Genomic DNA, 13893 nt, shown 5'->3' with positions numbered 1-13893 from the left:
GCCCACTACTGATCGTCTTCCCATACAAATGCACCTCGCCCGCGGCATGCCAGGCCAGCTGTATACACAACCTTCCGGCGCAAGAAGGCACTGAAAGCCAAACGTCAGCAAAAAATTGTGTCATGTGTTTGTAGTCAGTCAATATTCTGCATCACAGCTGAAACGGATCGACGCATAACGATCCGGCGCCTACAGGGGCGAATCAGATACCGCCAAACGCACTCGCCGTGCAGTCTGCACGGCGTTATTCGTTTGTTCTCATCGATTCCAGAGCCATAGGACGGACTCTATGAAGTTTCATTTGCCATCGATAGCCCGCGGCAACGTCGCGCTGTCGTTCGGTGTTCTCGTATTCGCCCTTGCCATCTGGGCAGTTGCATGGCACGAACCCGACCTGCAGGAACGCCTCTTCGTACTGGCTTTGATGGTTGGCATCGGTGGCACTTTATGGTTCGCATTCGCACGGCCCGCCAGCAGCCTGCTGGTCAGCGGCGGCTTGTTCCTTCTGCTGAAGTTCATTTCTGTCACCAAGCTGCGTTACCTCGAGTCGCCGCTGATGCCGGCCGATTTCGTCTATTTCGCACGAAGCAGCCTGGTGGAGACACTGGAACATTACCCTCACCTTCTGTGGCTGGGTATTGCCGTATGCATCATCGCGCCGCTGGTGCTGGTGCTGGTGTGGCGAGTCGATTACCGCCCGCTTTCGCACATGCACAGCTGGCTTCATTACGGCATTCGCACCGTCGGCGTAACTGGCTGCATGCTGGCACTCTGGTATTTCCTGCTTCCGCAAGGACCATTTTCCCCGATCTACAACAAAGGCCTGTGGAACAAGCTCTCCGACCAGGCGCACCTGACAAATTTCTTCATCACGATTCACGATTCAGCCATCCGCATGCCCGCGATGGCTGACGATGCCTTGGCGGAGAAAAACTGGTCGGCCACTGCAACTCCGGCAACAGTCGCGCTCCCCGCCCACAAGCCTTACCCCGACATCGTGCAGGTTCTCGAGGAAAGCACCTTCAATCCAGCGACTTATACGGCCTGCAACATTCCGCTTTGCAAGCTGCCGATGTTCCAGGCAGATGCACGTACTCGCGGACATGGCCTGCTGCGCACACATACATTCGGTGGTGGCACTTGGGTCAGCGAGTTTTCCGTATTCTCCGGCATGCCTCAGGACATCTTCGGACCTGCCGGCATGTATGCCCCTTTCGTGCTGGCACCACGCACCAGTGACACGCTGCCGAAGCTGTTGCGCCGACTGGGTTATCTCACCGTGGGGATCTATCCGACGGATGGTGGCTTCCTCAACGGGCGCAATGCATACCACGCGTATGGCTTTGACCAGTTCTACGACGTCCGCGATCTCGGCTTGACCATGTGGCATACCAGCGACGCACAAATGTTCGCTGCGGCCAAGCGCATCTACGACAAGGTCAGGAAACCGGGCCAGCCCGTCTTCATCATGGTGCTGACGCTGGAAGAGCACGGCCCGCACGACACCAAACCACTGGCCTCGCTACCGACACCGTACAACCATGACCCGCTGCACGACCTGTCGCCCGACCAGGCGCTGAACATGGAGACGTACCTGTCGCGCGTGCACGACTCCGACACGGGCATGGCTCGGCTGGAGCACGATTTTCTCGACCGTCCCGACCCCACGGTCATCGTGCATTTCGGTGACCACCTGCCATCCTTCGGCGGGCTGATTCGCAAGATGCAGCGCACCTTGCCGGCTGCCCTGCAGCCGTACCAGAACAATCTCACCTACTACATGATCAAGAGCAATTTCGCCGGCCCCGCACTACCCGGCTATCCCATGCTCGACATCGCCTACCTGCCCAGCATGGTGCTGCAAGCAGCAGGTCTGCCCAGCGATCCCTACTTCTCTGCACTGACAAGCTTCCGCAACCGCTGCCATGGCCTCTACGAAAGCTGTCCGGACAAACCACTCCTGCGCTCGTACTACACATGGATCTTCCATTACTTGCACGAACTGAACTGAGCCCCCCGGGGGCGCCAGATCATGTACAACCGAATTGCTCTCATTATCCTCTGCGCCGCGGTTCTCGCAGGTTGCCATGGTTCAGGTCATCTCGAGGCAATACCCTCGTCGGTAAGCGAATGCGGTGGCGCCAACCATCCGCAAACGGTCAGCGTCTCATGGGATGCCACCAAGGCAACCAACGGCGGTGGCGTAAAGCTGTGGGTACAAAATCACGGCGCCTTTTCCAATGCAAAGCCCACGCTATGGGCCCAACGGGGGCCGAAAGGTACGGCCGAAACGGGCTTCTGGGTTGTGGCGGGCACGGAGATAAGCATGACAAACGCCAACACTGGCGATTCACTGGCTGAAATCACCATTGGCGGTATCCCTTGCAAGGAATAGAACGATGCATGCCAGTCTACTGTCTGGCATGCCTTGGCTTCTTCATGATTCCACGTTGAAACTCGGCATCACCCTGTGCAACAGCATCCTGCCAGGGTTGTTCCGCAAACTTGTAAGGTTGTACCGAACCGTCAATGTGCATGGCTGGATATTGAATCAGCAACGGGTAACAGGTGTCGCTTGCACTTGCCGGTCTTGCTGAGCTTGTGCCCACAGTTCACTTCCAGAATCGCCGCATTGAACTGGATCTGGCCGAAGTGCGGACCATGTTCATAATGATCCTGCGCCCAAGCCTGCCGGATCGTCGACGCCAACGCGAGATATCCGTCCTCGGGCAATCCCGTTACGTCAAACAGTAACCCCGGAAGATCATAAGAACTCAAATCGGCATGCCGTGGTACCAAAGGCCGATTGGATACCAGCAGGTAGCGGGTGTGTTCTTCCGTATCGCCCTTGCCGTCATCGAATCCGAGATCGGAAAAAGCATGCGGAAGTGCAGGCAAGTGATCTCCATAGAACACCAATACGGTCCAATGCGGACGTGCGAGAAGCTGCTTGGCAAAATCACCCAGCGCCTGATCGCCATTGACCAAATGAGACAGGTAATAGGTCAACTCGCCAGTACCCGCAGGCGACAGGCCCGATGGCAGCGGATGGCCATCCAGTACCCTGGCCAGGGCGCCCGGGTCATTGTTCCAGGGGCCGTGATTCTCCATGGTGATCACCATGGCGTACTGCGGCTGGTGGCTGTTCGCATCCAGGTGCGCCAGCACGTAATCGAACAATGCGTGATCTGACACATAGGCGCCGGCATGTTGCGCATCGCCGAAATCCTGCACGAAATGCAGATGCTCGAACCCCAGTTGCGGCATCACCTGATCGCGATTCCAGAAACTGCCCAGAAAGGGGTGAAACAGCGTGGTGGAATATCCGAACGCCTGCAGCCGGCGTGGCACGCTGGGCATCCAGGGTCTGACCAAACCGTAATAAGGGTAAACCACGGATTGAAACGCCTGCATCGGATAACCGGTCAGCGTCTCGAACTCGGTACGGATCGTGCCCCCGCCATAGGTCGGCGTCGTCAAGCTGCCGGTAATGCCGGTTGCCGCCAATCGCTCGAAGTTCGGCGTGAACTCGCCGAAATTGACGCCCTTCAGCACGCCTGGATCAAAAAAAGCCTCGCTCTGCACCACTACGATATCGGGCAGTTCGGCTGGAAGTTTCCGTTCCATCCGTGCTTGCACGTCGTCGGCATGGCTCTCCGCGAAATGGGCCACCAACGCCTTGTCGGCCTTTGGCAGAGTGATCTGGTAATCCTGGGTCATCCGCACCAGGCCGGCCATGAACCCGACTTTTTCCACCGCTTCAAGCGGGGCCCACGGTTGATAGCCGACCAGGCCTTCATTCGCATAGGCTTCTTGCCAGAAGCCGTTGCCGCGATGCAGCGTTATCAGCATGACCAGCGACAACGCCACCAGGCCGAGTCGAGGCATCCATCGAAGCCGAAACCAGCGTTTCTCCAATTTCCATACCAGCCACAACAAACCTGCAAACACCAGCATGGCAAGCAGCAGAAGCACACGCCGATGTCCCGTGTAATGCGCGAAGAAGCCGATGTTGTGCAGCACCTGATGCACCAGCACGAGATCGCCTGGCATCAGAGGTTCGCCCATATTGAGCTCCTTGATGGCATTCACGCTGAATACCAGCCACGTGACGCCAGTACCCAGCAGAATCGAAAGCAGGGTGCGCCCGCTGAAGCCGTAGAGCAGCAGAAGCAGCAAGAAAACCGGTAGCGCATTGCGCCACAGCAGGCCGGCATGGAACCCCGAATGCAAGGCCGGATCTCGCCCATACACCAGGACCAGGCTTGCCAGAGCCAGCAGCAGCAAACGGGCACCGACTGCCCAAGGCGTATTCGCAAGCAATAGGTGATCAGCGACCCCGTTTGGCCGCGCTCGCTCTGTCATCGTATTGCCATCTCCTTGTAACCTTCGCCAAGCTTACAAGAGAACGCGGCCGTGACAGCTACCGCCGAAAGCCCCCACTCCTCATTTTCTGACGTGCCGCAGCGTTTTCGGGCCGGCGTACCGGCCTAAAGCTCCCCGCGAAGTACCTCGACGATGCGGCGTGACGCCTCGCCATCGCCGTAGGGAGAAACACCACGCGCCATGGCACGATAGGCTTCCTCGTCATCCAGAAGCCGCGATGCCTCCTCGACGATGCGCGCCTGATCGGTCCCGACAAGCCGCACCACACCCTCGTCCACGGCCTCGGGGCGCTCGGTCTCGGTACGCAGGACAAGCACGGGTTTGCCCAATGCTGGCGCTTCTTCCTGCACCCCACCGGAATCCGTAAGAATCAAATACGCACGCTTTTGTGCTTCGACAAACGGGGCATAATCGAGTGGAGCACACAAGCGGATACGGGGGTGGTCGCCGAGCAGCTCCCGTGCAGTAGCGCTCACGTTGGGATTCGGATGTACCGGGTAGAGCACCTCGATATCTTCATGACGATCGACCAGAATCCGGATCGCCCGACATACTGCCCGGAAAGGTTCGCCAAAATTCTCGCGCCGATGAGCGGTGACCAGTACCAGTCGCTTCGACGGATCGAGCGGGATATCCAGCGGCCAGTCGCTGGCGGCGACTTCCAGCAGGGCATCAATCACCGTATTACCGGTGACATGTACTGCCGTGTCGGCAATGCCCTCGCGCAGCAGGTTCTGGCGCGACCGTTCGGTTGGCACAAAATGCCAGCGTGCCAAATGCCCCGCCACCACCCGATTCATCTCCTCGGGGAAAGGATTGTCCAGATCATGGGTGCGCAAGCCGGCTTCAACATGTCCGAACGCTATGCGTCGGTAGAACGCCACCAGGGCCGCCGTCATCACCGTAGTGGTATCGCCTTGGGCCAGCACTACATCGGGCGCGAGCTCGGCAAACTTATTGTCCAGCGCCGTGATCAAACGCGCCGTGAGTTCCGGCAACGTCTGATTCGGCCGCATGATGTCCAGATCGACATCAGGCCGTATATCGAACAGGGAAAGCACCTGGTCCAACAGGTCACGATGCTGCGCCGTGGCCAACACCGTGACCCGTGCCCACGGCTCGCGCTTCAGCGCCTTGATCAACGGCGCCATCTTGATGCCTTCCGGCCGAGTGCCGACGATGCACAGGATGTGTTTGGCTTGACTCATGTGCGCACTCAATTCCAAGAAGGCAACAGTAATACTAGGGCTGCGATCAAGCTCGTAGCGAGCCGCCTGCAGCCAGACAATCGGGCTTTTATACCCAAGGCAATAACGGATTCAACGTGACGACGAATCCTTGCGAGCACCCTCTCGAGGGATGGCCTGAAACTTGGGTATATACGGGTGCCAATCATGCATCCGCGGCGAAAAGACGTTGAGCCGATGCTCGACCAAGAGCTGAACCAGTTCTTTTCGCACAGGCAGGGGTTGTGTGCAAACCACCAACTCGGGCAAGCAACCCTTCGTATTCCCGGGATTATCGGCTAACTGTTCGAGTTGTACTGCCATCTGGTGGTAGTACGCCACGAGATATTTTCTCGAATGCCATGCGCTCGAAGACAATGGCACTTGCAACAGGATCAACGCCAGCGATCCGAACACAGGCAGCCAGCGCCCGATCCAACCATATTTTGTCGTTGACACCTCAGGCCCGATTTTGGGCAACCCCGCCCAGAACAGCAACAAGGCAATAAGGTTGAACTGATAGAGAAATACGTAACGCTCCTGGTAGAGGTAGTCATTACCGTAATCAGAAACCCTGTACACCAGAACCCCGGCCAGCCATGCATAAGAGAGCAACATCAGGCAAACTGCAATGAAGGTCGCCAGATTGCAACGAGTGCGAATTGCGCGCCACCAGAACAGGCCGTGCGCAATCAGCAATATTGCCACGATACCAGCCACGACATGACTCCACGACGAGGCGGTAAAGCCCCATAAAGGAGCCCGCGGCATGACGGAAAGCCCCAGTGGAATGAAGATCCACGAAAGACCGCCCCCCTCGTTCAATCGCCCATGCAAGGAAGTCAGGTAACTGGAGAGAGGCGACATCGGCGCGCCTCCTTCGACGGGAGCCAGGCCGTAACACATGCGCACGACAGACATGCACAGGAGCACCACGGCAATCGTGAGCCAAGCCTTCCTGTCGCGCGGCGCCGTGTTGCAAATCATGGCAAACAACATGGCAACGATGACGGCAACAACAATGATGATTGCACTATCGTCGTCCACAACACCCAGAGTCACTGTTGCCACGGCCAACAAGACATATCTGCCCGTCTGCCACGACCGCCACACGGTCCATGTGAATAGCAACGCAGGAATGAATGTGAGGTATTGCATGGCCACCAACGGCCACGTCCAGATCCCAGGTGCGTTCAGGGAAAACAGAACGGCACACATCGCCGCCCAGGCGATATGCCGCCCCACATCCGTACGATCATTCCACCGTGATTTGGCAATGACGCAATACAACAGCAAGGCACACACCGCAGCCGACAGGACACCGACAATCGACTCGATAGAGAAATCCAGATCGAAGTAGTGCAACTGCGCCAGCAGAAGCAGCTTGCCCATAGGTTGCGCATGATCAGCACCATGCCGCTTAACGAAAAAATCGCCAAGCCCCGCGGTTCCGTCGAGCACCCGGCGCACAAAGACGTCGAGAAAGTACCAACCGTCGGAACGGATGACGGGGTTCGCCGTACGCAGGATGTAGTACAGCGCATTGAGAAATGTCAGGATGCCGAAAATCCATGCCAGATACCTGACAAGACGGTCACCCCACCCCCCGAAATGCGTCACGCGATGACTCTGGCTGTTCGACTCGATGCTCATCTATCCATGTCTGTCAAATCGTGGGAAAACGGCGCCTGAAAGCACCGCCCTGTCGCGCCATGCCGCTCAGACCAGGCACTTGCTTGCCGCATCCAGGATGTGAGGCATGTGCTCTTCCAGCCCAACCCACAGAGGCAACCGCACGAGCCTCTCACTCAGAGAGTCGCTCACTTCCATGCTGCCGCTGACGCGACCATGCGCACGACCTGCGGGCGCGCTGTGTAGCGGAATGTAGTGAAATACCGTCTGCACACCGAGCGCCTTCATCTGCTCGATGAATCTGCCACGCTCATCCACACTATTGAGCAACAGATAATACATGTGTGCATTATGCACACACCCCGGCGGAATGATCGGACGACGCAGCTTTCCATTCCCCTCAAAAGTCGCGAAGAAGCTATGGTAGGTATTCCAAAGCTGCAAACGCGCGGCCGTGATTGAATCCGCCTCCTCAATCTGGCCCGCCAGGAATGCAGCCGTTATTTCCCCGGGCAAATACGAAGAGCCAACATCCACCCATGTGTACTTGTCGACCTGCCCTCGGAAAAACCTGCTGCGATTGGTTCCCTTCTCGCGGATTATCTCCGCCCGTTCGCAATACGTATTATCCCGGCAGAGGAGTGCGCCGCCCTCTCCGGAAATGATATTCTTGGTTTCGTGAAAGCTAAAGGCCCCCAGCTCGCCCAAGGTACCCAGGGCGCGACCATGGTAGCTGGACATGATGCCCTGAGCAGCATCTTCGACTACCACGAGACCATGCCGTCGCGCGACATCCAGGATCACGTCCATCTCGCACGCCACGCCCGCGTAATGCACCACGCAAATGGCTTTGGTCCGCGGGGTGATTGCCTGCTCGATCAAGGTCTCATCGATGTTCAGGGTATCTTGGCGTATATCGATGAATACAGGTACGGCACCCCGCAGCACAAAGGCATTCGCCGTCGAGACAAAAGTGAAGGAGGGCATGATGACCTCATCACCCGCCTGGAAATCAAGAAGAATCGCCGCCATTTCCAATGCAGCCGTGCAGGAATGCGTTAACAACGCCTTGGCTGCTGAGGTACGGTTTTGCAACCATTCGTGGCAACGCTTGGTAAAAGGGCCATCGCCGCTGAGATGACCGTTGGCATGCGCTTCCACTATGCATGGAAGCTCGCGGCCGGTCATGTAGGGCTTGTTGAAGGGTATCAAGGGGAAATTCCGGGTTGGCAGTCGAAACTAGGCAGGAGAGCAGGACAGCAGGACTACGCCGATCACGATGACGAGTGTGCCTGCCACCTTGTAGATATCGAGGCTTTCGTGAAAGATCGTGGTTGCGAATAGCAGAACAAGCACGAAATTGAGGGCCATGAACGGGTACGCCTTGCTGATAGGCAGTCGGCTGATGGCGGCCATCCAGCACAGCGACGCCCCGAATGCAGCAGCAAACGCCGAGATGACCCATAAATTGGCCAGCAATCTGATGATATTCGCGACCGTGTACGGAGCCTGGACAAGGTAAGGGCGCAGTCCCACCTGCCATTTCAAGACAAGCTGCCCGTATACGGTCAGGGCGATTGTCATGGCAACAAAGAAGTAACTCACTGGCCCCACTCCGCGCGATGAATCACTCCATTGCTGGCTGGAGCTGACAGCCCGCCCACATTATTGAAGTGGTAGGTATCGTAGGCTTGGTACAACGACATCCCCAGCCTCGCCCAGACCTGCTGCACCCGATAGTTCCAGACTTGCGTGGATATCACCAATCGGCGATAACCCACCGCAGAAACCGTCGACATGACATGGACAAGTCCTTGCGTGTAGATTCCACGCCCTTGGCAATCAGGCGCCACGGCGTTGAGGATGACCTCGCACACATTCGTTTCCCGATTCAGCCGGCAGGCGATGAATCCCAGCGTCTGTTCGCCGCTCTTGGCGATGTACGTGACCTGACCCTCGCACTGGCGCACCAGGCTGGAAGTCGCCCACTGCACGTAACCCTCCAGAATCGCACTCGGCTCCAGCAGCGTATTGGCATGATAGTGGTTCCGATACTGCGCAAAGCCCTCGGTAGCCACACGTGCCACATCCTGAATATCTTTTGCTGTAGCAAGCTCGTAGCGTATCCCTGCATTGACGTGCGACGGGGAGATCGAACCAGGCAGAGATGCTTCATAGTAAACGAGGGTATCGGCGTGGATAGGCATCATTCCACGCTGCCTGGCCCCCCGCAGCGTCTGCAATGCGCCGGCCGGAACACGAAGGATCTCGATATCATATCGATGCTCGTGAATCTCACTGATCAGCCGATCCGAGACGTCATCATCCAATTCCAGTCGCCCCCGCGCCATGCGAAAGCCAAAACGCGCCGTATCAACTTCTGAAAGCTCGAGTACGCGGGTACTCATTGCTTTCCAACCTTCTCGGCGATCACAAAATGCGGCCGGCCCTTGGCGCTGTTGAACAGTCGGCCCACATACAACCCAACCACACCAATGCTTCCCAACATAGCGCTACCAATCAGCCAGACGGATGCAACGATACTGGTAAAACCGGCTACCTGTGTCTTGCCTTCCACATACGACATTATGCTGTAGGCCGCCACACCAATAGCCAGCACAGCCGAGCACAATGCCAAGCTCACCACGAGCATCAATGGCTTGTCCGAATAAGACAGCGCGATGTTGAGCCCAAGCCGGAGCAGCCGTCGGAAGTTGTAGCCGCTTTTTCCGTGCCCTCGACTCTCATGGGTTACTGGAACCCGCACCGTCTCGAATCCGGTCCATTGCACCAGCATTGGAAAAAACCTGTCATGTTCAGGCATCGCATTGATCGTATCAATCACATTGCGGCTATAGGCTCCAAAGTTTGCAGTCGTATGGTCATACACAGCACCCGTCAACCAGCCAAGGAAGCGATAAAAACCCCACGAACAAAGACGCTTGAGCGCGCCATCCTGTCGCTCCACACGCTGGGCAAGCGCGATTTTCGCACTACCTGACAAGGCAGACAGAAGCTTCGGTATTTCCTCCGGGCGATCCTGCAAATCGCAATCCATTACGACGACCCTGTCGCCGTTGACCTCGCGCAGACCAGCAGTGATCGCCGCATGTTGCCCAAAATTACGTGAAAGACGCACGCCTCGGACGGACGGCCTGAGTCGTGCCAATTCACAGATTCTCGCCCACGCACCATCCGGACTGGAGTCATCAACAAGAATAATTTCGTAGCTCCCACAACTCGGCCGCAAGGCGGCCTCGATGCGATCAACCAGTTCTTCCAAGCAGACTGCACAACCATAGACGGGGGAGACGACCGAAACATCCACGCGAACAGCAGCGCCAACGGATTCCAAATCCACCACGCCCCTCGCAAGGGTGCCGGTAGCGGGGCTACTGCTCATTTTTTTGTTCCCGGTACTTGTGAGCCGACCACGCCCCCCATTTCGCCTCATATATTGCCTTGTTCTGCTCGAACAGCGCTTGGCGCTTTTCCTGTTTGAGCTTGTTGAACGAGGCCGATAGATTATGGTGGATGAACACGTCATCGGCGCAGGCAATGGTCCAACCAGCCTGCTCCACCCGACGGCAGTAGTCATCATCCTCGAAGAAGCCGATACCAAAGGCTTCGTCCAGCGGCCCCACCTTCTCGTAGACGGCGCGCGGCATCATCACGCAGAAGAATGCTGCCGTCCGCAACGACGTCAATTGCCCGGCGTGATGCGCGGTGTAGTCGGCCGCCGCGGACAGCATGCCGTCCATGTCGTCGTACTGAATGGCAATGCGGGCCTCATTACCGATGTTGTTGGTCACCGGACCAAGCATCCCGAGTGAAGGGTCGTGGCGCAGGTGGGCAACCAGGGTCGCAATCCAGCCAGGCGTCACATGCGTATCGTTGTTGAGCATGACCAGGTAATCACCACTGGCCAGCGCCAACCCCTGGTTGTTGGCGGCGGCAAAGCCGCGATTGTCGGGATTGAGAATGAGGTGGCGATCTGCACCGGCAGCCGCCCATTCCCGCAGCCAGGCTGGCGAACCATCGGCTGACGCATTGTCTACAACGATCACTTCGAGATTTTCGTAACTACTGTACAACTCGAGGCTACGCAAGCAGAGCTGGGTAAGATCGAGATTGTTGTAGGTCACCACTACCACGCTGACTCGCGGCTCGGGCAATGCCGCGATGCCTTGCAGCAGATCCTGTACACGATGGCTCCAGGTCTGCTCCTCCGCAAAATGCTGCCGCTGCGCGATCCGAGCAGCATCGGGCCACGCATTCAGGGCAGCAGCCACGGCCGCGAGGAACCCTGCGTGGTCGCCTGCAGTACGTACCAAGTCGCCAAACTGGCGAATCTCCGGTAATGCAATCGACACGACTTCCTTGCCCGCGCTCAAGTACTCATAGACCTTGACCGGATTGGTGGCCAGGGTCAACGGAATCACCTGGAACGGAAGCAGGCAGACGTCAAAACCGGCGAGATAAAAAGGCAATTTGGCGTAAGCCACTTCGCCGGTGAAAACGACATTGTCCAAATGCTGCAAGCGTTTCTGCGCACCGGCGGTATCCGCGCCAACCATCAGCACCAGGCAATCGGTGAAACGCTTCGCCACCTTTTCCAGGAGATCAAGATCAAACCACTCGGCGATCGCTCCGTAGTAACCGATCACCTTGCGTCCCTGCGCGTCCTTGAAAACGTGTTCGGGCTGTGCGGCGAAATGCTCGTACTGACAGGCGTTCCGAATCATCAGTCGATGCGGGTTGTACTTGCCGGCTTCCTCGTAGAGCCAGTCCGAGGTCACGACCAGCAGGTCGGCCGTGCGCATCAGCTCGTTTTCGCGCACCAGCATGTCCGTGCCATTGTCGGCAAAGCCGCCGTGATGATCCATGCAGTCGTAAGCCAGCCATGCATTCGGCAACACACGCGCCGTTTCCAGCCAGTAGGGATGTTGCACGAGAGACACGCAGGCCCGGCTGGATGTCCACGCCAACAATTGGCCGATACCGGCGCGCAGTTGCTCGCGAATGTTCTCGCTGGGGGCTGCGTGATAGATCGCCGGCCGGCCTTTCGCATGCAGATTGACCTGGAACAGGCAGCCGCTGTCATCCAGCGACTCCACGGCGAAGCCAGCCGCCGGATGATCAATGAAATTGTTGGAGATGTAGAACACGCGATGGCCGGCCTTCGCCAACTCACGCGCAAGATGCTGGGGACGCTGGGTACGGAAATGCCAATCGATCACCGACCAGATGAAATAGTCGCGCCGCCCCGCCGCCTGTGGCATGACGTGCATCACCTGCTCGTTTACATCTCCGACGGCTGACAAGTCAGGGGCGGCCACGACCGTCGGGGGGGGCAATGATTCCGCCTGAGTGCCAGCCCCACGACGCCACAACTGCCTCATTTTTTCGCGGTCTTCCGCACCCAGGCCGCGATGCCGCAGCAGACGCAGCGCCACTCGCAGCGGCCGTGTCAGGCGCCATGAGCGGCTGGACTTGATCAGCTCCAACTCCTCGCGCGCCTCTTCCAACTGCTGGATACGAGCGTTGCGCTTGGCGACTTCGCCGCGCGCCTCGATCAACTCGGCACGCTGCCGCGCGCACATGCCTTCAGCTTCCTGAAAGGCCGCTTGGGCTTTTTGCTCGACCACATGAATTTCCTGGCGAGCGAGCTGGGCTTCCAACTGAGCTGTTTCCCTGCCTTTTACTGCAGCCTCGGCTTCCATCCTGGCCGCTTCCCTTGCCTTTATTGCGGCCTCGGCTTCCAGTTGAGCCGCTGCCCTTCCCTTGGTCGCGATTTGTGCTTCCAACTGGGCGGCCTCCCTTCCCTTGGTAAGGTGCAGGATCTGGTCCAGTGCGTCAGCATGCTCAACACTCAACCGCTGGGCCCAGGCTGCGACTTCCCGATGATGGGTATAAAGGTCTTCCGCTTCTGAAAACAGCACGGACGACGGCATGGCCGGCAGAGGTATGTCGCCTGTGGTAGCCACGGCCACGAAATAGATAGGGTCGATCAAACACGTGCTGCGTTCGACGATATCCGTTCCGGTATCGGTCAAAGCGGCAACGGACTTGGTAGCGTCCTCTGGCTGCAGTGCGAACAAGGCCGAACCGACCGCCAATCGCTGGCCGTAATACCGTATGTTTCCGAATTGCTGACGCAGCAAGCCATCAAACTCGCCGAAGTCGAGCTCTTTGACATGGAATTCGTTGTGGTAGCCCGCCTGCTCGGAATAAACCAGTCGATTCGGCGACGAAATGATCAACACCCCATTGGCACGCAGTACGCGGCGGATCTCGCTGATCATTTCCTGATGACGGTCGTGATGTTCAATGGTCTCGAAGGAAACCACGACGTCCACGCTGGCATCCGGCAACGGGATGGCAGCCGCATTCCCTTGCAGAAAAGTCAGATTATCCTGGTCCCGATAGGCATGCTTGGCGTGTTCGACTGCCTCTTCGGCAATGTCGACTCCCGTCACTCCTGCAGCATGACGCGCCAGCATGGCGCTGCCGTAACCTTCACCGCAGGCGATATCCAACACAGTCTTGCCCCTGACCAGTGAGCAGCACCAGGCATAACGATGCATGTGCTCATGCCTGATCTGCCCCGCCTCGCTCGGCATGAAGCGCTCGCCAGTGAATTCCATGG

The 13893-nt window shown here is 57.8% G+C and carries 10 protein-coding genes; 2 read left to right on the top strand and 8 right to left on the bottom strand.

The window, feature by feature from the left end; genetic code table 11:
• The first annotated feature begins 289 nt into the window (after window positions 1-289).
• Together BMY90_RS10255 and BMY90_RS17050 are read left to right on the top strand one after the other, a co-directional pair.
• Window positions 290-2011, top strand: a complete 1722-nt coding sequence (locus tag BMY90_RS10255) for an LTA synthase family protein (protein WP_092703751.1) — start codon at window positions 290-292, stop codon at window positions 2009-2011.
• Between the two features lie 21 nt (window positions 2012-2032).
• The gene (locus tag BMY90_RS17050) at window positions 2033-2395 is read left to right on the top strand and encodes a hypothetical protein (RefSeq protein WP_139201734.1); all 363 of its coding nucleotides are present in this window, start codon (window positions 2033-2035) and stop codon (window positions 2393-2395) included.
• Window positions 2396-2526: 131 nt separating this feature from the next.
• Here BMY90_RS17050 and BMY90_RS10250 read toward each other — a convergent pair whose 3' ends face one another.
• The 8 genes from BMY90_RS10250 to BMY90_RS10215 all read right to left on the bottom strand — a co-directional run bounded on the left by BMY90_RS10250 (window position 2527) and on the right by BMY90_RS10215 (window position 13891).
• A complete protein-coding gene (locus BMY90_RS10250) occupies window positions 2527-4365 on the bottom strand; it encodes an LTA synthase family protein (protein WP_092703749.1) in 1839 nt (612 codons plus the stop codon).
• Window positions 4366-4490: 125 nt separating this feature from the next.
• Window positions 4491-5594, bottom strand: a complete 1104-nt coding sequence (wecB, locus tag BMY90_RS10245; RefSeq protein ID WP_092703748.1) for a non-hydrolyzing UDP-N-acetylglucosamine 2-epimerase — start codon at window positions 5592-5594, stop codon at window positions 4491-4493.
• 111 nt (window positions 5595-5705) lie between these two features.
• Window positions 5706-7265, bottom strand: coding sequence for a hypothetical protein (locus BMY90_RS10240; RefSeq protein WP_092703746.1), 1560 nt, complete (start codon window positions 7263-7265; stop codon window positions 5706-5708).
• Window positions 7266-7331: 66 nt separating this feature from the next.
• Entirely contained in the window at window positions 7332-8456 is a 1125-nt protein-coding gene (rffA, locus tag BMY90_RS10235; protein WP_092703744.1) for a dTDP-4-amino-4,6-dideoxygalactose transaminase, read from the bottom strand.
• A gap of 27 nt (window positions 8457-8483) precedes the next feature.
• On the bottom strand, window positions 8484-8849 hold the full coding sequence (locus BMY90_RS10230) for an EamA family transporter (protein WP_092703742.1): 366 nt from the start codon (window positions 8847-8849) through the stop codon (window positions 8484-8486).
• Complete coding sequence (locus BMY90_RS10225; protein WP_092703740.1) at window positions 8846-9652, bottom strand: GNAT family N-acetyltransferase; 807 nt, start codon at window positions 9650-9652, stop codon at window positions 8846-8848. Before BMY90_RS10225 ends, BMY90_RS10230 begins: the two co-directional genes overlap by 4 nt.
• Complete coding sequence (locus BMY90_RS10220; RefSeq protein WP_092703738.1) at window positions 9649-10647, bottom strand: glycosyltransferase family 2 protein; 999 nt, start codon at window positions 10645-10647, stop codon at window positions 9649-9651. Before BMY90_RS10220 ends, BMY90_RS10225 begins: the two co-directional genes overlap by 4 nt.
• Window positions 10637-13891 carry a glycosyltransferase gene (locus BMY90_RS10215; protein WP_092703736.1) on the bottom strand — a complete coding sequence of 1085 codons (3255 nt, stop codon included), beginning with the start codon at window positions 13889-13891 and terminating at the stop codon, window positions 10637-10639. The genes BMY90_RS10220 and BMY90_RS10215 overlap by 11 nt, the downstream gene beginning before the upstream one ends.
• Between the last annotated feature and the right edge of the window lie 2 nt (window positions 13892-13893).

Origin of the sequence: Rhodanobacter glycinis, from assembly GCF_900114325.1 — a bacterium.
Classification (GTDB): Bacteria; Pseudomonadota; Gammaproteobacteria; order Xanthomonadales; family Rhodanobacteraceae; genus Rhodanobacter_A; species Rhodanobacter_A glycinis.
Note: the sequence above shows the minus strand (reverse complement) of the source record. Positions and strands in the feature narration are given on the sequence as shown.